This is a genomic window from Aeromonas rivuli, from assembly GCF_000820045.1.
Classification (GTDB): Bacteria; Pseudomonadota; Gammaproteobacteria; order Enterobacterales; family Aeromonadaceae; genus Aeromonas; species Aeromonas rivuli.
This window is the reverse complement of record NZ_CDBJ01000043.1, coordinates 81,450-101,255: the sequence shown is the minus strand read 5'-3', so window position 1 is coordinate 101,255 and position 19,806 is coordinate 81,450. Positions and strand designations below refer to the sequence as shown.

The 19,806-nt window shown below is 59.3% G+C and carries 19 protein-coding genes; 11 read left to right on the top strand and 8 right to left on the bottom strand.

Annotated elements, in window-relative coordinates; all coding sequences use genetic code 11:
• Positions 1–52 precede the first annotated feature (52 nt).
• Complete coding sequence (locus tag BN1130_RS09395; protein ID WP_042041666.1) at positions 53–634, top strand: uracil-DNA glycosylase family protein; 582 nt, start codon at positions 53–55, stop codon at positions 632–634.
• A gap of 12 nt (positions 635–646) precedes the next feature.
• Here the strand turns inward: BN1130_RS09395 and BN1130_RS09390 are convergent, their stop codons facing one another.
• Positions 647–1,507, bottom strand: a complete 861-nt coding sequence (locus BN1130_RS09390) for a DMT family transporter (protein ID WP_042041665.1) — start codon at positions 1,505–1,507, stop codon at positions 647–649.
• Between the two features lie 90 nt (positions 1,508–1,597).
• Between BN1130_RS09390 and BN1130_RS09385 the strand changes: the two genes are divergently transcribed.
• Positions 1,598–2,491 (top strand): LysR substrate-binding domain-containing protein, encoded by an 894-nt coding sequence (locus BN1130_RS09385; protein WP_042041664.1) that lies wholly within the window; start codon positions 1,598–1,600, stop codon positions 2,489–2,491.
• A 26-nt stretch (positions 2,492–2,517) separates the two neighbouring features.
• Here the strand turns inward: BN1130_RS09385 and znuB are convergent, their stop codons facing one another.
• Both znuB and znuC read right to left on the bottom strand, forming a co-directional pair.
• The gene (znuB, locus tag BN1130_RS09380) at positions 2,518–3,297 is read right to left on the bottom strand and encodes a zinc ABC transporter permease subunit ZnuB (RefSeq protein WP_042041663.1); all 780 of its coding nucleotides are present in this window, start codon (positions 3,295–3,297) and stop codon (positions 2,518–2,520) included.
• 89 nt (positions 3,298–3,386) lie between these two features.
• On the bottom strand, positions 3,387–4,145 hold the full coding sequence (znuC, locus tag BN1130_RS09375; protein WP_042041662.1) for a zinc ABC transporter ATP-binding protein ZnuC: 759 nt from the start codon (positions 4,143–4,145) through the stop codon (positions 3,387–3,389).
• A 93-nt stretch (positions 4,146–4,238) separates the two neighbouring features.
• Between znuC and znuA the strand changes: the two genes are divergently transcribed.
• Both znuA and BN1130_RS09365 read left to right on the top strand, forming a co-directional pair.
• Positions 4,239–5,150: a zinc ABC transporter substrate-binding protein ZnuA gene (gene znuA / locus BN1130_RS09370; RefSeq protein WP_042041661.1), complete on the top strand. Its 912-nt coding sequence runs from the start codon at positions 4,239–4,241 to the stop codon at positions 5,148–5,150.
• Positions 5,151–5,199: 49 nt separating this feature from the next.
• On the top strand, positions 5,200–5,874 hold the full coding sequence (locus BN1130_RS09365) for a transglutaminase-like cysteine peptidase (RefSeq protein ID WP_042041659.1): 675 nt from the start codon (positions 5,200–5,202) through the stop codon (positions 5,872–5,874).
• On the opposite strand, the gene BN1130_RS09360 is transcribed toward BN1130_RS09365, so the two are convergent.
• Together BN1130_RS09360 and BN1130_RS09355 are read right to left on the bottom strand one after the other, a co-directional pair.
• A complete protein-coding gene (locus BN1130_RS09360; protein ID WP_042041657.1) occupies positions 5,869–6,810 on the bottom strand; it encodes a TAXI family TRAP transporter solute-binding subunit in 942 nt (313 codons plus the stop codon). The genes BN1130_RS09365 and BN1130_RS09360 overlap by 6 nt on opposite strands.
• The gene (locus BN1130_RS09355) at positions 6,807–8,108 is read right to left on the bottom strand and encodes a LapD/MoxY N-terminal periplasmic domain-containing protein (protein WP_042041655.1); all 1,302 of its coding nucleotides are present in this window, start codon (positions 8,106–8,108) and stop codon (positions 6,807–6,809) included. The genes BN1130_RS09360 and BN1130_RS09355 overlap by 4 nt, the downstream gene beginning before the upstream one ends.
• Before the next feature lie 259 nt (positions 8,109–8,367).
• On the opposite strand from BN1130_RS09355, the gene mepM reads away from it, so the two are divergent.
• Entirely contained in the window at positions 8,368–9,705 is a 1,338-nt protein-coding gene (gene mepM / locus BN1130_RS09350) for a murein DD-endopeptidase MepM (RefSeq protein ID WP_042041653.1), read from the top strand.
• Positions 9,706–9,799: 94 nt separating this feature from the next.
• Here mepM and BN1130_RS09345 read toward each other — a convergent pair whose 3' ends face one another.
• Positions 9,800–10,744, bottom strand: a complete 945-nt coding sequence (locus BN1130_RS09345) for a D-2-hydroxyacid dehydrogenase (protein ID WP_042041652.1) — start codon at positions 10,742–10,744, stop codon at positions 9,800–9,802.
• Between the two features lie 160 nt (positions 10,745–10,904).
• Between BN1130_RS09345 and BN1130_RS09340 the strand changes: the two genes are divergently transcribed.
• On the top strand, positions 10,905–11,486 hold the full coding sequence (locus BN1130_RS09340; protein WP_042041651.1) for a YjaG family protein: 582 nt from the start codon (positions 10,905–10,907) through the stop codon (positions 11,484–11,486).
• A gap of 58 nt (positions 11,487–11,544) precedes the next feature.
• Here BN1130_RS09340 and BN1130_RS09335 read toward each other — a convergent pair whose 3' ends face one another.
• Positions 11,545–12,015 (bottom strand): MarR family winged helix-turn-helix transcriptional regulator, encoded by a 471-nt coding sequence (locus BN1130_RS09335; RefSeq protein WP_042041650.1) that lies wholly within the window; start codon positions 12,013–12,015, stop codon positions 11,545–11,547.
• A gap of 161 nt (positions 12,016–12,176) precedes the next feature.
• Between BN1130_RS09335 and BN1130_RS09330 the strand changes: the two genes are divergently transcribed.
• Positions 12,177–12,704, top strand: coding sequence for a hypothetical protein (locus tag BN1130_RS09330; RefSeq protein ID WP_042041649.1), 528 nt, complete (start codon positions 12,177–12,179; stop codon positions 12,702–12,704).
• A gap of 9 nt (positions 12,705–12,713) precedes the next feature.
• The gene (locus tag BN1130_RS09325; RefSeq protein WP_042041648.1) at positions 12,714–14,315 is read left to right on the top strand and encodes a BCCT family transporter; all 1,602 of its coding nucleotides are present in this window, start codon (positions 12,714–12,716) and stop codon (positions 14,313–14,315) included.
• A gap of 110 nt (positions 14,316–14,425) precedes the next feature.
• Here the strand turns inward: BN1130_RS09325 and mutS are convergent, their stop codons facing one another.
• Complete coding sequence (gene mutS, locus BN1130_RS09320; protein ID WP_042041647.1) at positions 14,426–17,008, bottom strand: DNA mismatch repair protein MutS; 2,583 nt, start codon at positions 17,006–17,008, stop codon at positions 14,426–14,428.
• Positions 17,009–17,179: 171 nt separating this feature from the next.
• Between mutS and BN1130_RS09315 the strand changes: the two genes are divergently transcribed.
• From BN1130_RS09315 to BN1130_RS09305, 3 genes are all read left to right on the top strand, one after another.
• On the top strand, positions 17,180–17,671 hold the full coding sequence (locus BN1130_RS09315; protein ID WP_042041646.1) for a CinA family protein: 492 nt from the start codon (positions 17,180–17,182) through the stop codon (positions 17,669–17,671).
• 76 nt (positions 17,672–17,747) lie between these two features.
• Entirely contained in the window at positions 17,748–18,812 is a 1,065-nt protein-coding gene (gene recA, locus BN1130_RS09310) for a recombinase RecA (protein ID WP_042041645.1), read from the top strand.
• Positions 18,813–18,861: 49 nt separating this feature from the next.
• A complete protein-coding gene (locus BN1130_RS09305) occupies positions 18,862–19,359 on the top strand; it encodes a regulatory protein RecX (protein WP_084218173.1) in 498 nt (165 codons plus the stop codon).
• Positions 19,360–19,806 lie beyond the last annotated feature (447 nt).

Genomic DNA, 19,806 nt, shown 5'->3' with positions numbered 1-19,806 from the left:
GGGCGCTGGCGCCATGGCTGCGCCCCCTGCCAGCAGCTGATATCATGGGGTCATGAACCGACTCGACGCGCTATTTGAACAGATCCGCGCCTGCCGCCTGTGCGAGGCGCATCTGCCCCTGGGGCCCAACCCCGTGATCCGGGGGAGCGAACAGGCCCGGTTGCTCATCATAGGACAGGCCCCCGGCACACGAGTGCATGCCAGCGGCATCCCCTGGGACGACCCCTCCGGCGAGCGGCTGCGGGATTGGCTCGGGCTGGCCCCCGCCGATTTCTATGATGAAAAGAGGGTAGCCATCATGCCCATGGGCCTCTGTTACCCGGGGCGTGGCAAGTCGGGGGATCTGCCTCCTCGTCCCGAATGCGCCCCCACCTGGCACGAGAAGGTGCTGATGCTGATGCCCCATGTCGAGCTGACCCTGCTCATCGGCCAATATGCCCAGCAGCGTTACCTCGGCAAGGCCCGCCATGGCACTCTGACCGAGACGGTGCAACACTGGCGTGACTATGGGGAAGCCTGGTTGCCGCTGCCCCATCCCTCTCCGCGCAACACCCTCTGGTTGCGCAAGAATCCCTGGTTCGAGACCGAGGTGGTGCCCGAGTTGCGCACCCGCATCCAGGCCCTCTTTCCCTGACGCTCATTTCCCCTAGCTGACAGGCTCCGCCAGGGGTTTGGCTTTGCTCTTTCGCGCCATGGCAGCCAGGGGAATGATGATGCACAGGCAGCCAACCAGCAGGGGCAGGCCGGGCTGCTCGTCGAATAGCCAGGCGCCGATGACCACAGCGGCCAGCAGGCCAGTGTATTCGGCCGAGGCAATCTTGCTCGCCTCCGCCTTGCGATAGGCCAGCACGCACAGACCCGCATAGACCATGATCAGCGCCGAAGATCCAAATGCGGGCCAGAGCAGGTGCCACTGCCAGGGGGTGGGATCCCAGCAGGCCAGGGCGAAGATGATGGGCATGCTCAACACATTGGTGAAGAAGAGGGTCTGGGCTATGGGTTGCTGCAGGGGCAGGCGCTTGATCAACAGGTTGTTGAGGGCCAGAGAGAGCGCCACCCCGAGCGCCGCCAATGCGGCCCAGTTCACTTCGGTCGGGCGCAACACTATCAGCACGCCGATGAACCCCATCAAGGCGGTCAATACTTTTTGCCGGGACATGGCTTCCCCCGCGATCCAGACCGCGAGGGGCACCATCAACAGGGGGGCCGCGTAGAAGAGGGCATTGGCGGTGGCCAGCGGCAACTGGGTCAGGGCTATCACCATGAGGCAGACACCCCCCGCCCAGATGTGGGCACGGAGCAGGTGCCATTTGAGGGCGATCGGCGGGTGGCGACGCCAGGACCAGAGCAACCAGGGGGCGAGCAGCAGCGCCGCCGAGAGCTGACGAAAGAGGACGAATTGGAAGATGGGCTGATCAGGATCCAGCACCTTGACCAGGACGTCGGAGAAGACGGCGATGAGGTTGCCGAGGACCAGATAGAGCATGCCTGCCGATACTGAATTCATACCACCTCCTGACTTGATGGGATCAGGGTAGCGGTGGGCTGACTATTGGGTAAAATGATAAATAATCACCATCTATGAGATTTATAGATAATGAAGCTCCCCCCGCTGCGTGCCGTGCAATATTTCGAGGTGGTTGCCCGCCTGCTCAGCTTCTCCCGCGCCGCCCTCGAGCTCAATGTCAGCCAGAGTGCCGTCAGCCATCAGATCCGCCTGCTGGAAGACTTTCTCGGCGAGCGATTGCTGCTGCGCCAGGGGCGGCTCTTGTCCCTGACACTGCAAGGAGAGATCTATTTTGAGGGCATCGCCGCCGGGCTTGGCCAGATAGCCCAGAGCAGTGCCCAGCTCAGGGGCGGAGCCCAAATGCAGCTGCGGCTCGCCGTCTACAGCTCCTTCGCGGTCAAGTGGTTGATCCCCAGGCTGGCCGGGCTGCGCCAGCTCTACCCCGAGCTGGATCTCAGCCTGGAGATGGTGGCCGAGGATCCCGAACTCTCCGATCGGGTGGCGGACTGCTTCATTACTGTCTGCCCCAATGGGCGTGGTTATAGCCATGATCTTATCTATCAGGAGCGGCTCTTCCCGGTGTGCAGCCGTCGGCTGTTGCAGCAGGTGGAAGCCGAGTGGCCCGGCGCCATCTGGCAGTTGCCGCTGCTGTCTGTGCAGTCCATCTACAAGTCACGAGGGGAGGATTGGCAGCGTTGGGCCGAAGCGGGCGGCATGAGGGTGCCGGAGGGGGTGCGGATGCATCACTTCAGCCATGTGTTGCTGGCCATGGAGGCGGCGGCCTGGGATCAGGGCGTCACCTTCGTCAATGACTACATGGTACGGCCGGATGATCCCCAGCTGGTGCGCCTGCCGGTGCATCAGCTGGAGACGGGGGATGCCTTCTACTTCACCTGCAAACGAGGGCGGGCCCATGAGCCCGCCATCAGCCGCCTGCGCCAATGGCTGCTGCTGGAAACCTGTCAGAGCCTGCCATCGCCTTAATCAGCGGTGCGAAGGATAGCTGACCATCAGGCCTTCTTGAACTGGCTCAGCACGAACAGACTGGTGGCGCAGACCACCACGGACGGGCCTGCCGGGGTATCCTGGAACCAGGAGAGGCTCAGGCCTCCCAGCACGGCCAAACACCCGATAAGGGCGGCCAGGCCTGCCATCTGCTCCGGGGTCTGGCTGAAGCGGCGTGCCGTTGCCGCCGGGATAATCAGCAAGGAGGTGATGATCAGCGCCCCGACGAATTTCATGGCCACCGCGATTACCAGGCCAATGAGCAGCATCAACACGCAGCGCAGCACATCGACCCTCACCCCTTCCACCCGCGCCAGCTCTTCCGAGATGGTCATGGAGAGCAGGGGATCCCAGAGTCGCCACAGGGTGAGCAGTACCAGGGCGCCGCCGCCGTAGATCCAGACCAGATCCACCGGCTGGACCGAGAGCAGATCGCCAAACAGATAGGCCATCAGATCGACGCGGACATTGTCCATGAAGCTCAAGGTCACCAGTCCCAGGGAGAGGGCGCTGTGGGCCAGGATGCCGAGCAGGGTATCGGTCGCGACCTGCTGATTGCGGCTCATGACCACCAACAACATGGCCATGGCGAGGCAGCAGACCACTACCGCCAGGGTGAGATCCACTTGCAGCAAGATGCCGAGGGCTATGCCAAACAGGCAGGCATGGGAGAGGGTGTCACCAAAATAGGCCATCTTGCGCCACACCACGAAGCTGCCCAGAGGCCCGGCCAGGAGGGCGATGCCGAGACCGGCGGCGAGGGCATATAACAGAAAGCTGTCCACGTTAAGATCCTTACTTGCAGTCGGTTGGCCAAAGGAGATTCAGGCCGGGTTTGGCGCCATATTTATCCGTGCTGTGCATTCTCGTCGGCTTATTTGCGTGACGGCAGGCGGATGAGCGGGGCAGGCTCGGCATGTTCATGCTGGCCATCGCAGTGGTGATGGTGGGTATAGACAGCCAGCACCTCCTGCTCGGGTCGGCCGAACAGGCGGGCAAACTCCGGATGGCGAGCCACGCTTTCCGGTTCCCCGTGGCAGCAGATGTGACCATTCAGGCAAATCACCTCATGGGTACTCGCCATGACCAGGTGCAAGTCGTGGGAGACCATGAGCACGGCGCAGTCGAACTCGGCCGCCAGTTTGCCGATGAGGGCATAGAGTTCGATCTGACCATTGATGTCGACCCCTTGTACGGGTTCATCCAGCACCAGCAGCTCCGGCTTGACCAATAAGGCGCGGGCCAGCAGTACCCGTTGCATTTCACCGCCGGAGAGCTTCTGCATTCGGTTATCGAGCAGACTCTGGCCACCGACCCGGGCAAGGGCCTCCTCAATGGAGAGGCGACCATTCTTGCCGAGCTGCAGGAAGCGGCGCACGGTGAGCGGCAGTGTGGGATCCAGGTAAAGTCGCTGTGGCACATAACCGACCCTGAGCCCGCCACTGCGCACAATGTGCCCGGAATCGGGCTTGAGCAGGCCCAGTACCAGCTTGCTGAGGGTGCTCTTGCCCGCACCATTGGGTCCGACAAGGGTGGTGATTTTGCCTTTATTGAGGGTAAAGGAGACCTTGTCGAGCACGAGACGTCCGTCGAATGAGAGACAGACGTGCTTCAGCTCCACCAGTTGGGTCATGACAGCTCCGGGGTTTACAGCCAGTGAGAGTTATAATATAACAGTCGCGTTTTCTGTTATATTATCACATTCATCTGTCCTGACGAGATCCCTATGCGAATTCTTGCCCTGCTCACCGCGCTGCTCATGATCAGCCAGCCGGTGCGTGCCACCACAGTCTTGACCACCATCAAACCCTTGGGTTTCATCGCCGCAGCCATCACGGATGGGGTCAGTGAGCCCCAGGTGTTGCTGCCGACCGGCGCCTCTCCCCATGACTTTTCTCTGCGTCCCTCGGACATTCGTGCCATCAAGCAGGCGGATCTGGTGGTCTGGGTCGGCCCTGAGCTGGAAGGTTTCATGAGCAAACCCTTGGCGGGTCTTCCCCACGTGCTGACCCTGACCCGGGTCAAGGGCATGCCATTGTTTGATTATGCCAACCAGGCAGGCGAGTCTCATGAGGGGCATGATCATGACGATCACGGCCATGAAGGTCACGAAGGCCACCATCATGAGGGGGTGGATCCCCACATCTGGCTGGGCCCGGATCAGGCAAGGGTGATAGCCCAGGCGCTGGCGGATACCTTGAGTGCCCAGGATCCGGCCAATGAGGCCCGCTACCAGGCGAATCTGATCACCTTCAACCGCAAATTGGCCGAGAAAGAGCAAGCCATAGCGCCGCAAATGAAGGCCGTCAGTCAGCAAGGTTATTTCGTGTTTCACGAGGCATATGGTTATTGGGAGCGTCATTATGGCATGCGTTCCCGAGGTCACTTTACCGTCAGCCCTGAGCGACGTCCTGGTGCCCGGACTCTGGTCGAGATTCGCAAGGCACTGGAGGAAAAGAAGGCCAACTGCATCTTCGCCGAACCCCAGTTCTCGCCGGCGGTGATCGAGTCGGTGGCCCGTAATACCGGCGCCAAGGTATTGTTGCTCGATGAGGTCGGGGAGGACGTGGTGTCAGGACCGGATGCCTATCCACAATTTATGCAGCAATTGGCCGATGGCTTTGCACAATGCCATTAGATGGGGTGTCTATACTGACCATCAACACGATTTAATGAGCACCATTTAAATGAGAAGGATCTCTCTGTTGATATGCAGTGGCTTGCTGGCCAGCTTGCCACTGCAGGCTTCCCAGCTTTCCACCTATCTGGCCGAACCCCAGTTGCAAGCCAAGATGGCCGATGTCTATGGCAAGGCGGCAGTGAAGCGGGCAGAGGCGTATGCCCGTCTGCTGAGCCCTCGGGCTGGCACCACTGATCAGCAGAAAATTGTCTTGGTAAACAACTATTTCAATAATCTCACTTATAGTGAGGATCCCAGGTTGTGGGGCATGGATGATTATTGGGCCAACCCGCTCGAATTCATTGGTGCCCGGGGAGGGGATTGTGAGGATTACAGCATTGCCAAGTATTACACCCTGATGGAGCTGGGTGTTGAAGAGAAGAAACTGCGTCTCGCCTATGTCAAGGCGGTTGATTACAACGCGTTTCATATGGTGACGCTCTACTTCCCCACTCCCAAGGCCGACCCTTTGGTGCTGGACAACATCAAAAGCAGCATATTGCCAGGCAGTAAACGTCCCGATCTCATTCCCGTCTACAGCTTCGATGCCAAGAGCATCTGGGTCATGAAATCACGCCGTGATGGAACCCTGGCGGGCAGTGCCGATCGACTGGCCCAGTGGACCTCCATGAAAACCCGCTTCTCCAGCGAGCATCTGCGCTCCCCCCGCCGCCAGCTATAACTTCCCAGCCGCCTTGAGCTCCGCAAAATAGCGGGCGGCTCCGGGATGCTGCGGCGCCATCAGCACCGGACCTATCTTGTTGCGCGATCTGTGAAACAGATTGGCGTAGCCATATGTCTGTTCGTTGAACGGGATCTGTTGATTCAGCATGGCTTTGGTGAGCCGATAGACCTGATCCTCCAGGACATCCTCCCGACTGACCAAGGTTGCTGCGATGGCGAAGGTTGGGACTGGCTTGGGGTTACCCGGATAGATGCGTGCCGGGATCTGGCTGCGCTGATAGTAGGGGAGGCCCTTGATGAACCGATCGCGTAGCTCGCCCTCTATGGACAAAAAGGTAATGGGGCAGCGTTTCGCCGCTTCCAGGGTCATGCGGTTGGGATGGCCTATCACCAGCGCGAAAGCATCAATCTGCTTGTTGCACAAGGATTCTGGCAAGTTGGCAACGCTCTTCAGATCGAGATCCTGCTCCTTGACGCCCAGTAGTGCCATCAGCGCCAGTGCCGTCTTGCGGGTGCCCGAATGCTTCAAACCAAAGTCGATAGGTGCCAGTTTGAGCTGTTCGAGTCGAGTGATATCGCCATCGGCCCGAACCACCAGGGTGAAGGGCTCGGCGTGAGTGGCGAACAGGGTTCTCAAGTGAGCTTGAGGAGCCCCTTCAAAGGCGCCGATCCCTTTGCTGGCCTGAAATAGCCAGTCTGACTGGACTATGGCGTAGTCACTCTCCCCTTCTTTCAACTGCTTCAGGTTTTCCAGGGATCCCGCTGTTGCCTTGGGTCGGCAGCTGAGGCTCTCATCCTGCTCATGGGCCAGGCGGCAGAACTCCTTGGCCATCTGGTAATAGATGCCTTGTTCGGATCCCGTTCCTATCTCGATGTGGGTGGCTGCCTGCAGGGATGGCACCAGTAGCAGGGGGAGCAGGGGCAGGATTTTCATGATGATGCTCCCGTGGCGTAACCATCGATACCCCAGGCCCGCAATATGCTGATGTCAGTGATGGAGCTGGCCTCTGCCAGCAAGGTATAGCCGGATCCATGGAGACTCTGGCTGACCAGATTCCAGTAGAGGGGAGAGTTGGTGACAGCAAGGCTGATGAACGCGGGATAGACAGGGTCGAGCTGGTTCAGCACCTCGTTGTTGATGGGAATGCCGCTAAAGGCCAACTCCAGTCCCGCGCCTTCCAGTGCCATGAAGGTGGTCATGGCACTGGCTGGCAGGGTGGTTATATCCCAACGCCAGTCGACGAATCTCCCCTTGGACGCCTTGATGAGTTCGTTCTGCAATTGGGACCATTGAGGATGGCTGAGCAGACTGAGCGGCAGGGAGAGCCCTTCACATTCCTGACCTAGCCAGTAAGTGATGGCTTGCTGCAACTTGATGAGAGGCATCTCGCCAGAGAATGGTTGGCGGGGCAACAAGCGCCGATAGAGCAGTATGTCCCCTTGGGTGGAGTAAAAATGCTGTTGTTGCCACTCCTCATCCACAGGGTGAAGGTTGATCAGGGGAAGATGACTGCTTGCCTCCTGCTGCTTGCCTAGCTGGGTGATCTTGAGCCGCTGTTGCAGCATGTCCCGTTTGCGCTCCGAGACGAGCTGGTTGACCGAGCTGGCCACCTCCTTGAGCTCCTTGAGCCAAGGGATGGGCAACTCAGCGCCATATTGACGCTTGCGGATCAGGCCCAACTGCTGATTGATCTCGGTGAGTGGGCGCAATAGACGCTTGCAGATCCAGGGAATGAGCAGGCTGAAGACGATCAGGCCGCCCAGCAGCGCCAGGCCAGTGCGGCTGACGGCATTCCACAGGTGTTGGTAGGCGTAGCCACTGTGTCCCTCCAGCGTCAGTGTCCCCAGCATGCGCCAGCCGTCGGTCAACTCCTGTTCGACCTTGACTGGCGGCATGGCGATGAGACTGGGCAACCAAGCCGGGATACTCTGCTGGGTACTGGTAAAGACCTTGTGGAACAGCATCTGGCCATCCGGGTCGACTAGGGTGATGGCACTGACGAAGCCACCGTCAAACATGGCATTGACGATGGTTTCAGCCAATACCTTGTCTTCATTGAGCAAGGTGCCCTGCAACACCAGACCGAGGGCTGTGATGGCCGTTTCAAGATTGGCCGACATCTGGTCGAGGATGGATTGGCGGACCGTGGTGATTTCGAGCATGAACAGTAGAGCGGCGCCAATCAGAAACAGGACGAGGATGATCCTGTTTAACAATTTCGCTAACGACATATCCACTCCCTGGAAAAAGTTGCGCAACATGGCCCTTGGCGGGTCGATCAGGATCTGATCTGGTTCTTAAAAGTAGGAAAAAATGGGAGAAAAGTGATGATATTTTCTGCCAAAAACCACAGGTTATGAATAAAATGTGTTTTTGGTGCGTCTTGCAGTGAACTTTTCACGAAATCATGGGTCGAATGTGCAGCTTTATGCGAATTTATAACAACGACACGACCCAATAACACTCTCAGAACTAATGACAGGATAGCGGATGAAACGTCTTCGTCCCTTGGTAGCCAGTGCTGCCAACTGGGAACCACCGGTTCCCCGCAAACATTTTTATGCCATGTTGTTGCTGACGGGATTGACCCTGTCGGCAGTGGCCATACTGCCTGCGCCAGGGGATATTCTGGAGCGCCCACTGCGCCTGGAACTGCCCATTTCGGCTCATGGCACCGCCACCAATGAAGACAACACCGAATTTAACGCCATCCCGGATCATGAGCTGATCGATCCCGTGGCTCCCGAGGATGACATTCCCGCCGATACTGGCCCCGAGTGGCAAGACTACCGGGTACGCAATGGTGAGAACCTCACTACCATCTTCAACACCCTTGGCCTGTCGACCACCACCCTGTACAAGGTGCTGGATGCAGACAGCAAGAACAATCTGGCCCGCCTCAAGCCAGGGCAGACCATAGAGCTGCTGATCGATCAGGACAACATACTGCAAGAGATGAAGATCCGGCTCAATATCAAGCAGTCTCTTGAGCTCAAGCGGGTCGATGACAACTACAGTGCCAACATGGTCACCGAGGCCGTGGAGTGGCAGAAGCAGAACTTCAATGGCGTCATCAATGGCAGTTTCTACGTCAGCGCCCGTAATGCCGGCGTCCCGGCCAGTCACATCAAGAAGATTGCCAACTTGTTTCAGTGGCGCCTCAATTTTGCCAGCGATCTGAAGAAGGGCGACAAGTTCAAGGTATTGATGCAGCAGGAGACGGTGCAGGGCAAGAATACCGGCAACAGCCAGCTGCTCGGGGTCGAAGTACTCAGCAATGGCAAGAGTTTCTCCGCTTGGCTGGCGGAAGATGGCAACTATTACGATGCCCAGGGACAGAGCCTGGAGCGCGGTTTCCGCCGCTATCCAACCCACAGCCGCTATCGCATCAGCTCGACCTTCAACCCGGCCCGCCGCCATCCCATCACTGGCATGGTGCGCCCTCATGAAGGTACGGATTTCGCTGTACCGGTCGGCACGGCCGTGTTGGCAACCGGGGATGGCGTGGTCGTCAAGGCGACCCGTCACCCCTTGGCTGGCACCTATGTGGTGATCAAGCATGGTCGCACCCTGAGCACCCGTTACCTGCACCTGAGCAAGCTGTTGGTCAAACCGGGTCAGCGGGTGAAGATGGGGGACAGGATAGCTCTGTCCGGCAACACAGGGCGATCCACGGGGGCGCATCTGCACTATGAGGTACGACTCAACAACCGCCCCGTTAACCCCATGACGGTCAAGTTGCCCATGTCCGAAGCTCTGAGCGGCAAGGCCAAGCGCCAGTTCCTGGCCAAGGTTCAGTCTTACAAGAAAGAGCTCTTGGTGAGCTGAGTTCCCGTGACGGCCAAGATCCCTCTGATTGCCATGAAAAAGAGCCCGTCGGGCTCTTTTTTATTGGCGGCTGTCCCGCCTCGGGCTTGGGGGCTCAGTAGCCCTTGTCGAAGTCGATGCGACCATCCAGAGGCTGGCCATCGATGAAGCGGATATAGTTGCGCACGAAAATCTGGGCCACGTCTTCGGGAAAGCTGTAGGCGCTGTTATGGGGAGTGATGATGAGGTTGGGGGTCGACCAGAGCGTGCTGTCGGCGGGCAAGGGTTCTTGCTCGAAGACATCCAGTACTGCCTGGGCAAGCTTGCCGCTCGCCAGGGCAGCGAGCAAATCCTGAGTGTGAATAGCGCTGCCACGACCGACATTGAACAGTATGGCGCCGGGCTTGCAGTGTTCGAAGCGCTCCCGGGTGAACAGATGGTGCGTCTCGCGGGTCGCTGGCAACACGCTCACTATCACATCGCTCTGGCCCAGTACTCGATTGAGGGCGGCCAGCTGGTACACCTCATCAAAGCCCGCCCGTTCATGACCACTGCGACTGACACCGAGCACCCGCATGCCGAAATGCTTGCCGGTCTGTGCGATATGCTGGCCTATGCTGCCGGTACCAAGCACCAGCAGTGTCCTGCCCTTGAGTCCCTGATAGGGGTGGCTCTGCCAATGCTGCTGCGCCTGCTGCTCTTGGTAGCAGGGCAGATGACGAGTCAGGCTGAGCAGGTGGCCGAACACATATTCACTCATCAGGGGGCCGAAGATGCCGCGCACGTTGGTGAGCTGATAATCGTGACGGCAATCGTTGCCCAGCAGTACATCAACGCCTGCGTAGCTCGATTGCAGCCAGCTCAGCTTGTGTGCCCGGGCCAGCAAGGGTTTGGCACGAGCAGGCTCGGCGAGCAGGATGTGAGCCTCGCCGATGAGGGGCTCTGCCTCACTTGGGCTGTCGGCTCGCAGGATGCGAAGATGCGGCAGGCGAGCGGCCTGCAACAGGCGCTGGTAGTGGGCATTGTCCTGACTGAGCAGCAGCAGGGTACGTTGGCTCATTGGCGAATTCCTCATAAGACGCGCGGCGAGGGAGGGGAGGCCGCTCTCTTCATCTTACCCGACTTGCCAGGGCAACAACGTCGACCAGCTCGCTTTTTCGTTTTCGCCGCGTCCCCCGTGGGCTACAATCTGCCCCACATTTTATGAAGGATCTCCTGCCGTGTTTGGTGACAAGTTTTATAAGCGACTGGCCGAGTTACAACCTTGGCAGCAAACCGTCTATACCCTGGCCCTGGCCGAGCGTATGTATCCGAACTATGCCCTGTTCGCCCAGGCCTCGGGCTTTGGTGATGCCAAGGCCTATCGCCATGCCCTGGATCAGATGTGGAGCTACCTCACGGTCAAGAGCTCCCGGGTCAACTTGGGGGCTATTCTGGAGGCGTTTGAGGTCTATATCCCCGAGCCAGGCAAATTCGAATCCTACGGCGCCTATCCGGCACTGGATGCCTGCGTGGCCTTGGGCTGCGCCTATAACTCGGTGATCTGCCGGGTGGGCGAAGAGGCCATGGATGCCAGTCACGCCTCGGTCGGGACGGTAGCCGGTTTCATCGAGCTGCTGGAAGAGCGGGATCTCACCGAAGAAGAGCTCTACGAGCATGAATACATGGAGGCGGAACTGGAGTTCCAGGTCGAGTTGCTCAAGCGGGTCGCTCACGAGCGTGACAGCGACCGGATCCTCGCCATCAAAGCCTTTGCGGCCCAGGACGGCGTCTCCAATATCGGTATCTCGCTGGAAGAGTAAGACGATAGTGTGATGAGATTGAAAAAAGCCCCGACGGGGCTTTTTTCATATGCGCCGTTCAGTCGGTGAGGGGATTCACGCTCAGCACGGGGGCGGCATTTATGCCGCTGGCATTCATCATGTGGGAGATGCGTTGCAGGGAAGAGAGCAGCAGGGTCTGCTCCCACACTTCCAGCGCCTGAAAGCGCTGAATAAAGTGGACTTGCAGAGGGGTCGGAGCCTGAGCCAGCAGCAATTGACCCTGTTCGGTCAGGGTGGCATGTACCTTGCGCTTATCGGTCTGGCTGCGAATTCTCTGCACCAGACCGCGGCTTTCCAGCCTGTCCATGATGGTGGTGGCGGTCGCCTGACTCATATTGGTGTGGTTGGCCAGCTGGCGCATCGAGATCTGCCCCAACTCATTTATTCCTTTGAGCAGCAACAATTGTGGTGCCGTTAGACCCGCCTCCTTGATCAACCGCTTCGAGTGCATATCGATGGCTCGAATGATTTGGCGCAGCGCGACCAAGACTTCATCATGTTTTTCCATGGTATCAGACCACTAAAGAGGCGTTGTTGGGAGCAGATTCTCGAACTAATCAATGCTTGGGTCAAGCGGCCTATGAATGACTTAGTTTCAGCTCAAAGCATTTTTATGGTATTTTATGCGGCCTTTACCAAATTTAAACCTGATATTTGAGGAACAAGATGATGACAAACGATCTGGACATCAAGTCTCTGGTTAGCGAGTTAACCGTGGTGCGTGTGCGCTATGAGTTGCCCGACACCTCTGCGTTCATTCGCTATCAACCCCGTTACGATGAGGATCCTAACACCCTCAAAGTACACCACTATGATGGTGAGCTCCCTCTCTCCTGTACCAACACCGGCCGCTTCACCCTCAAGGAGCTGGTCAACGAGATGCGGTATGCCTATGTGCTGGTGCACCTGTTCCCCAATGAGAGCGCCATGAACTTCTACCTCTCCGGTCTGGACAACGGTCTGGCCCAGCTCGAGTTCATTGGCGGTAGCTATGACTTCAACCGCCTCTGGATCAGTAGCGGTATCTCCAACATCGGTATCCCCATGGCGATCTTCCTTGGCAAACGCCATGCGGTAAATGGTCAGCCTTCGGTCAGTCTGGTCGATCATCGTGACGACAGTGCCGGCAAGCTGGTCTATCGGGCCATCGGCGGCGCCGGTGACCATGTCGGTGAAGATTTTTACAATCAAGACTAAGGAGGGTCAATGAGAGCGACCAAAGGGATATTCAAAGGCCTTAATTCAACCATGGCGACCACGGCCCTGACCGTGATCACCCTCTTCCTGCTATTCGGGGTCTTCGATCCGGACACGGCGGCATCCTGGTTCAGTGGCGCCAAAGACACCATCATCGCCAGCTTCAAGTGGTATTACATCCTGGTGGTGGCGCTCTTCCTGTTCTTTGCCATCTATCTGATGTTCAGCCGCTTTGGCAGCATCCGCCTGGGGGATGATGATCAGGAGCCCGAGTATGGCTACTTCGCCTGGTTCTCCATGCTGTTCAGTGCCGGCATGGGGATAGGGCTGGTGTTCTGGAGCATCGCCGAGCCGATGTTCCACCTGCAGGCCAACCCTTTCATCGAAAAGGGCATGACCCCCGAGGCGGCGCAGATTGCCATGCGGGTTACTTTCTATCATTGGGGTCTGCACCCCTGGGCCATCTACGCGATTGTCGGTCTCTCCCTGGCGTTTTTCAGCTATAGACGCAAGCTGCCCCTGGCCATTCGTTCCGTGCTCTACCCGATCCTGGGTGACAGGATATATGGCTTCTGGGGTCATGCCGCCGATGTGCTGGCGGTGTTCGGTACCGTGTTCGGAGTCGCCACCTCCCTCGGCCTGGGGGTTGCCCAGATGAACACGGGTCTCAATCAGCTCGTTGGGATGGACGTCTCCCAGACCAACCAGCTGTGGCTCATTGCGGGTATCACCCTCATCGCTACCCTGTCGGCAGTCTCGGGGGTGGGGCGTGGGGTCAAGATACTGTCTGAGCTCAACGTCTGGCTCAGCATCCTGATCTTGCTGGTGTTTGTCGTGATGGGGCCGACCACCTACATCCTCAACTCCTATGTGCAGAACATCGGTGACTATCTGCAAAACCTCATCAAGTTGAGTTTCTGGACCAACACCGAGGCGAACGGCACCTCTGCCTGGCAATCCTCCTGGACCGCCTTCTACTGGGGCTGGTGGATTGCCTGGGCCCCCTTTGTTGGCATGTTTATCGCCCGCATCTCCAAGGGGCGTACCATACGTGAGTTCATCCTGGGCGTGCTGCTGGTGCCCTCTCTGTTAGGCATGTTCTGGCTGACGGTGTTTGGCGGTACCGCCATTCATCTGGAGTTGTTCGGTGCGGGCGGTGTGGCCGAGGCCGTCAACCAGGATGTGACCCAGGCACTCTACAAGACGGTAGACATGCTGGATTGGGGCACTGTGGGCCTGATTGCCAAGGGGATCCTGACCCTGCTGATCTGTACCTACTTCATCACCTCCTGTGACTCGGGCACCCTGGTGATCACGACCCTGCTCTCCATTGGTGAGAGCGAGCCGCCGATACGTCACCGCGCCGTCTGGGGCATAGGTCAGGGGCTGGTCGCGGCCATCTTGCTGATGTCGGGAGGATTGGCTGCCTTGCAGGCCGCCAGCATCATCGCCGCCTTGCCCTTCTCGGTGATCATGCTGGCCATGTGCTACTCGCTGATCCTCGGTCTCAAGCAAGAGAGCCAGCGGCAGGTCGAGTACCGACAGAACCTGAAACGACACGATGGCTCGGTCCACATCAGCCTCAAGGAACGGATAGGCCCGGGCACCTGATAATGCCCTGATGCCTGTGAATGCAGGCATCTCATCCAAAAAAGGGGAACCCGTTGGGTTCCCCTTTTGTTTGAGCTTGCGCTGCTCCCGTTCTGGGAGTCACGCCGCTGTCAGAGCAGTTGCTTGAGGCGATAGATCAGCTCCAGGGCCTGGCGGGGGGAGAGGTCATCCGGGCGTATCTGTGCCAGTTCCTCCACGGCCGGGTGAGACTGTGGCAAGGGCTGTGGTGGAGGGAGGCTGCCCGCTTCGCCCGTCACCAGCGGGATGCCACGTTCCAGCTCGGCCAGCTTGTGGCGCGCCTGATGGATCACCGACTTGGGCACCCCGGCCAGGGCTGCGACTTGCAGGCCGTAAGAGCGACTGGCCGCCCCTTCCTGCACCGCATGCATGAAGGCGATGGTGTCGCCGTGCTCCACCGCATCCAGATGGACGTTGGCAAGGTTTGGCAGCAGCTCGGGCAGCTTGGTCAGCTCGAAGTAGTGGGTGGCAAACAGGGTGTAGGCCCCTATCTTGCTGGCCAGCTGTTCGGCACAGGCCCAGGCCAGGGAGAGACCATCATAGGTGCTGGTACCGCGACCTATCTCGTCCATCAGCACCAGGCTCTGGGCGGTGGCATTGTTGAGGATATTGGCGGTCTCGGTCATCTCCACCATGAAGGTGGAGCGGCCCGAGGCAAGATCGTCCGAGGCGCCGATGCGGGTGAAGATGCGATCGATGGGACCGATGCGGGCGCTGTCGGCTGGCACATAAGCGCCAATGTGCGCCAGCAGCACGATGAGGGCGGTCTGGCGCATATAGGTAGACTTACCCCCCATGTTGGGGCCTGTGATGATCAACATCTGCCGGCCCTGTTTCAGACTGACCGGATTGGCGATGAAGGGATCCTTCATGACCTGCTCTACCACGGGGTGGCGGCCGCCCTCGATCAGGATCTGATCCTCGTCGGTCAGGGTCGGACACTGATAATTGAGGGTCTCGGCTCGCTCCGCCAGGTTGGCCAGCACATCCAGCTCGGCCAGGGCGGCGGCAGACTCTTGCAGCTCGGCGAGATGGGGCAGCAGGGTGTCGAGCAGCTCTTCATAGAGCCGTTTTTCCAGGGCCAGAGCGCGACTCTGGGCGGTCAGGATCTGATCTTCGTATTTTTTGAGCTCATCGATGATGTATCGCTCATTGTTTTTCAGAGTCTGACGGCGGATGTAGTGGGCGGGCACCAGGTGGCTGTTGGCCCGGCTCACCTCGATGAAGAAGCCATGCACCCTGTTGTAGCCCACCTTGAGGGTGTTGATGCCCGTCTCCTGCTTCTCCCGCTCCTCGATGCGCCCCAGTACGGCGGTGGCCCCATCGGCCAGATCGCGGATGTCGTCGAGCTCGCTGTTGAAGCCCTCGCGGATGACGCCGCCATCGCGGATCAGCACAGGCGGGGTCTCCATGATGGCCCGCTCCAGCAGATCCAGCAGCTCCGGGAAGCAGGCGGCGCGATCCCGCAGTCGCTGCACCGCTTCGTGCTGGCTGCCTGCCAGCAAGGCTTGCAGGTGTGGCAGCTGGGTGAACGCCTGGCGCAGACGGGTCAGATCCCGAGGGCGTGCGGAGCGCAGGGCGAGGCGGGCCAATACCCGCTCCATGTCGCCAACCTGGCGCAGCAGGGCACCCAGCTCGTCATAGAGGTTTGCTTCTATCAGCTCGGATATGGTGCTCTGGCGGCCGCGCAGCAGCACCCGATCGCGGATCGGCTGATGCAACCAGCGCTTGAGCAAACGGCTGCCCATGGGGGTCTGGGCGCGATCCAGCACTTCGCTCAGGGTATTTTCGTAGCCGCCGGCCAGATTCTGGGTCAACTCCAGGTTGCGGCGGGTCGCGGCATCCATGATGACGGCGTGATCCGGTTGCTCAAGCCTGACTCCGCGAATATGAGGCAGGGCGGTGCGCTGGGTGTCTTTCACGTACTGCATCAGGCAGCCTGCGGCGCACAGGGCGACCTCACTCTTGTCGACCCCAAAGCCCACCAGATCCTGGGTGCCAAATTGCTGGCACAGCAATTTGCGGGCCGTGCCCAGTTCAAACTCCCACTCGGGGCGACGGCGCAGGCCGCGGCGTCCCGCTATGTGGTGCATGAACGCGAAAGATTCCGGATGGAGCAACTCGGCCGGGTTGGTGCGCTGCAACTCGGCAAGCAGCGTCTCTTCCTTGTCGAACTGATTGATGAAGAAGCGGCCCGAGCTGATATCCAGGGTGCCAAAACCGAACTGACGACCATCGTGATAGAGGGCGGCGATCAGGTTGTCCTGGCGCTCGTTGAGCAGCGCCTCGTCGGAGACTGTGCCCGGGGTAACGATACGGATCACCTTGCGCTCGACCGGCCCCTTGCTGGTGGCCGGATCCCCCACCTGTTCACAGATGGCGGCCGACTCGCCGAGTTGCACCAGCTTGGCCAGATAGCCTTCGATGGCGTGATAGGGCACCCCCGCCATGGGAATGGGGGTGCCGGCGGATTGACCACGCTTGGTCAGGGAGATGTCGAGCAGCTGCGCCGCCCGGCGGGCATCGTCATAGAAGAGCTCATAGAAGTCGCCCATCCGGTAGAACAGCAGTATCTCAGGGTTCTCGGCCTTGAGGCCCAGGTACTGCTGCATCATGGGCGTATGTTGGCTAAGGGCTGCGTTGGGAGCCCCTGTTTGGGCGGATAATGCGTTCATGTTCGATCCCGGATGGTGGCCGAGTGGCCTATGCAGATACGGCTATTATGGGGGCCATTCTACACAGAAGGCGGGGATGGGGGGAACCCAACCTGATGGTGCCCAAGGCTGACTCTGTTGCGATAGCCCGGGCCGGGATAGCATAATGCAGGCTCGATAACGGGAGGTGCCATGACCCTTGATAGAGAGATTGTTTGCCTTGCCGAGGAGCTGGGCCCGGCCCTCATCGGCCGTGGCTGGCTGGCTGCCACCGCAGAATCGTGCACCGGGGGCGGGGTTGCCTATGCCATCACCGAGGTAGCGGGCAGCTCGGTCTGGTTCGATCGCAGCTTCGTCACCTACACCAATGAGGCCAAACAACAGATGCTGGGAGTCAGTGTCGACAGCCTGGTGCGTCACGGCGCCGTCAGTGAGGCCGTGGTACTGGAAATGGCGAGGGGCGCCCTGGCGCGATCCGACGCCCGCATCAGCGTCGCCATCAGCGGCATAGCGGGGCCGGGCGGGGGGTCTGAGGATAAACCGGTCGGCACCGTTTGGTTTGCCTGGGCCGAGCAGGGAGGGCGTCAGCGCTCGCTGCTTGCCCGTTTCGAAGGGGATCGCCATCAGGTGCGACAACAGGCGATCAGACAAGCCCTGTCCGGTCTCTTGGCCCTGCTCAAGTAAAAGGGGTTGATACTGTATGAATAGACAGTATACTTAGCCCAACTTCACCTTATCACGATTTCCAGCGGAGATTGGCATGGATCAGAACAAGCAGAAGGCACTGGCGGCAGCGCTGGGTCAGATTGAGAAACAGTTTGGTAAAGGCTCCATCATGCGTCTGGGCGACAGCAAGACCATGGACATTGAAGCCATCTCTACCGGCTCCCTCTCCCTGGACGTGGCGCTCGGCATCGGCGGTCTGCCCTGCGGTCGTGTGGTCGAGATCTATGGCCCGGAATCATCAGGCAAGACGACCCTGACGCTGCAAGTCATTGCCGAGGCTCAGAAGAAGGGCAAGACCTGTGCCTTCGTCGATGCCGAGCACGCGCTGGATCCCATCTATGCCGCCAAGCTGGGCGTCAACGTCGATGACCTGCTGATCTCCCAGCCGGATACCGGCGAACAGGCGCTGGAAATCTGTGACATGCTGGTGCGTTCCAACGCGGTCGACGTCATCATCGTCGACTCCGTTGCCGCCTTGACGCCCAAGGCTGAAATCGAAGGCGAGATGGGGGATTCCCACGTCGGCCTGCAGGCTCGCTTGATGTCCCAGGCGCTGCGCAAGCTGACTGCCAATATCAAGAATGCCAACTGCCTGTGTATCTTCATCAACCAGATCCGTATGAAGATTGGCGTCATGTTCGGCAGCCCCGAGACCACCACGGGTGGTAACGCCCTCAAATTCTACGCCTCAGTACGCCTGGATATCCGCCGGATCGGCGCCATCAAGGAAGGGGACGAGGTGGTCGGTAACGAGACCCGTGTCAAGGTCGTCAAGAACAAGGTGGCCCCGCCCTTCAAACAGGCCGAGTTCCAGATCTTCTATGGTGTCGGCATCTCGAAAGAGGGCGAGCTGGTGGACTTGGGCGTCAAGCACAAGCTGATCGACAAGGCCGGTGCCTGGTATAGCTACAATGGCGAGAAGATAGGCCAGGGCAAGGCCAACGTCATGAAGCTGTTTGCCGAGAACAAGACGATGGCTGCCGAAATCGAAGCCAGACTGCGTGAGCTGCTGCTGGCCAAGGACGGGGGGCCAAACGAGAAAGCTCCAGTGGCCGCTCTCGACGAGCTTGAGCCCGAAGATGAACAAGAATTTGAGTAACAGACAGGCCGGGCTAACCCCCGGCCTTGTTTTTATGGGCGAGGGAGCCATGACGGAACAGCCTGAGTTGTCATTTGAAGAAATATTCGCCGCCGCCCGCGCCTACGCCATGCGCAGTCTGGGCAGGCGGGAGAGTGCCGAGTCCGAGCTGCTGATGCGCCTGCGCAAGCGGGGCTATGATGAGGCCGTGAGTCAGGCGGTGCTCGATTATTGCCGTGATCACCAGTGGGTATCCGATGAGCGTTATGGCGCCATGGCGGTGCGGGCCGGAGCGGCCAAGGGGCATGGTCCCACCAAGATCCGCTTCGATCTGCGCCGCAAGGGGCTCAGTGATACCGAGTTGGAGCTGGCGTTTGATCAACCCGAACTGGACTGGTTCGAGCTGGCCCTTGCCCTGTTGCAGCGCCGCACCGATGGTGCTGTTCTCAAGGAGTTCAAGGTGCGGATGAAGTGGCTCAAGTATCTGCTGGGGCGAGGTTTCAATCAGGATCAGGCCCGTTATGCGCTGGATACTCTGCTGGCCGAGAGCGAGGCGGACGACGGCTGAATGGCAAGCATGATGGCTTGCTCAGGCCGGGAGTTGCGCTTTCCCTCGTCACGTTAAGTCAATCCCTTCTTGGTGTGAGGCGCATGCCTCTTGTTCCCTGCCGCCGTGCGCCCTTCCGTGATCTGCCGCCAGCCACCCCTGCTGCTCTCTCTTTGGCGTTTTGTCTTTGACGTTTTGGCCGTGGCATCTTGGTGACGGCTTCCTGGCCAACCTTCTAGGCTATGGCGTCGTGACGCTGTCCGCTGGTGATCGTCATGTGCCTGTCTTGCCGCCTTTGGGGAGTCTGCGCTGCATGTTCGGGTTTCTCGTCAGCCTGGATCTGAGCCCAGCCCGCCGCTTTTTTAGGGCGTTATGCCTTGCATGTCGCCTGGGGTCTCTTTTCACCGGCTTTTTCGGGGCCGAGGGGCCTGTGGGTTTTACTTTGCCCCGTAGAAAACTTACATTAAG

What these genes read in the sequence shown, in the direction of transcription:
- recA (WP_042041645.1), top strand. Translation starts at nt 17,748, where the DNA reads ATGGATCAGAACAAGCAGAAGGCACTGGCGGCAGCGCTGGGTCAGATT.
- mutS (WP_042041647.1), bottom strand. Translation starts at nt 17,008, where the DNA reads ATGAACGCATTATCCGCCCAAACAGGGGCTCCCAACGCAGCCCTTAGC.
- BN1130_RS09390 (WP_042041665.1), bottom strand. Translation starts at nt 1,507, where the DNA reads ATGAATTCAGTATCGGCAGGCATGCTCTATCTGGTCCTCGGCAACCTC.
- BN1130_RS09360 (WP_042041657.1), bottom strand. Translation starts at nt 6,810, where the DNA reads ATGAAAATCCTGCCCCTGCTCCCCCTGCTACTGGTGCCATCCCTGCAG.
- BN1130_RS09325 (WP_042041648.1), top strand. Translation starts at nt 12,714, where the DNA reads ATGAGAGCGACCAAAGGGATATTCAAAGGCCTTAATTCAACCATGGCG.
- znuC (WP_042041662.1), bottom strand. Translation starts at nt 4,145, where the DNA reads ATGACCCAACTGGTGGAGCTGAAGCACGTCTGTCTCTCATTCGACGGA.
- BN1130_RS09335 (WP_042041650.1), bottom strand. Translation starts at nt 12,015, where the DNA reads ATGGAAAAACATGATGAAGTCTTGGTCGCGCTGCGCCAAATCATTCGA.
- BN1130_RS09330 (WP_042041649.1), top strand. Translation starts at nt 12,177, where the DNA reads ATGACAAACGATCTGGACATCAAGTCTCTGGTTAGCGAGTTAACCGTG.
- BN1130_RS09355 (WP_042041655.1), bottom strand. Translation starts at nt 8,108, where the DNA reads ATGTCGTTAGCGAAATTGTTAAACAGGATCATCCTCGTCCTGTTTCTG.
- BN1130_RS09395 (WP_042041666.1), top strand. Translation starts at nt 53, where the DNA reads ATGAACCGACTCGACGCGCTATTTGAACAGATCCGCGCCTGCCGCCTG.
- BN1130_RS09305 (WP_084218173.1), top strand. Translation starts at nt 18,862, where the DNA reads ATGACGGAACAGCCTGAGTTGTCATTTGAAGAAATATTCGCCGCCGCC.
- znuA (WP_042041661.1), top strand. Translation starts at nt 4,239, where the DNA reads ATGCGAATTCTTGCCCTGCTCACCGCGCTGCTCATGATCAGCCAGCCG.
- BN1130_RS09345 (WP_042041652.1), bottom strand. Translation starts at nt 10,744, where the DNA reads ATGAGCCAACGTACCCTGCTGCTGCTCAGTCAGGACAATGCCCACTAC.
- BN1130_RS09385 (WP_042041664.1), top strand. Translation starts at nt 1,598, where the DNA reads ATGAAGCTCCCCCCGCTGCGTGCCGTGCAATATTTCGAGGTGGTTGCC.
- BN1130_RS09365 (WP_042041659.1), top strand. Translation starts at nt 5,200, where the DNA reads ATGAGAAGGATCTCTCTGTTGATATGCAGTGGCTTGCTGGCCAGCTTG.
- mepM (WP_042041653.1), top strand. Translation starts at nt 8,368, where the DNA reads ATGAAACGTCTTCGTCCCTTGGTAGCCAGTGCTGCCAACTGGGAACCA.
- BN1130_RS09315 (WP_042041646.1), top strand. Translation starts at nt 17,180, where the DNA reads ATGACCCTTGATAGAGAGATTGTTTGCCTTGCCGAGGAGCTGGGCCCG.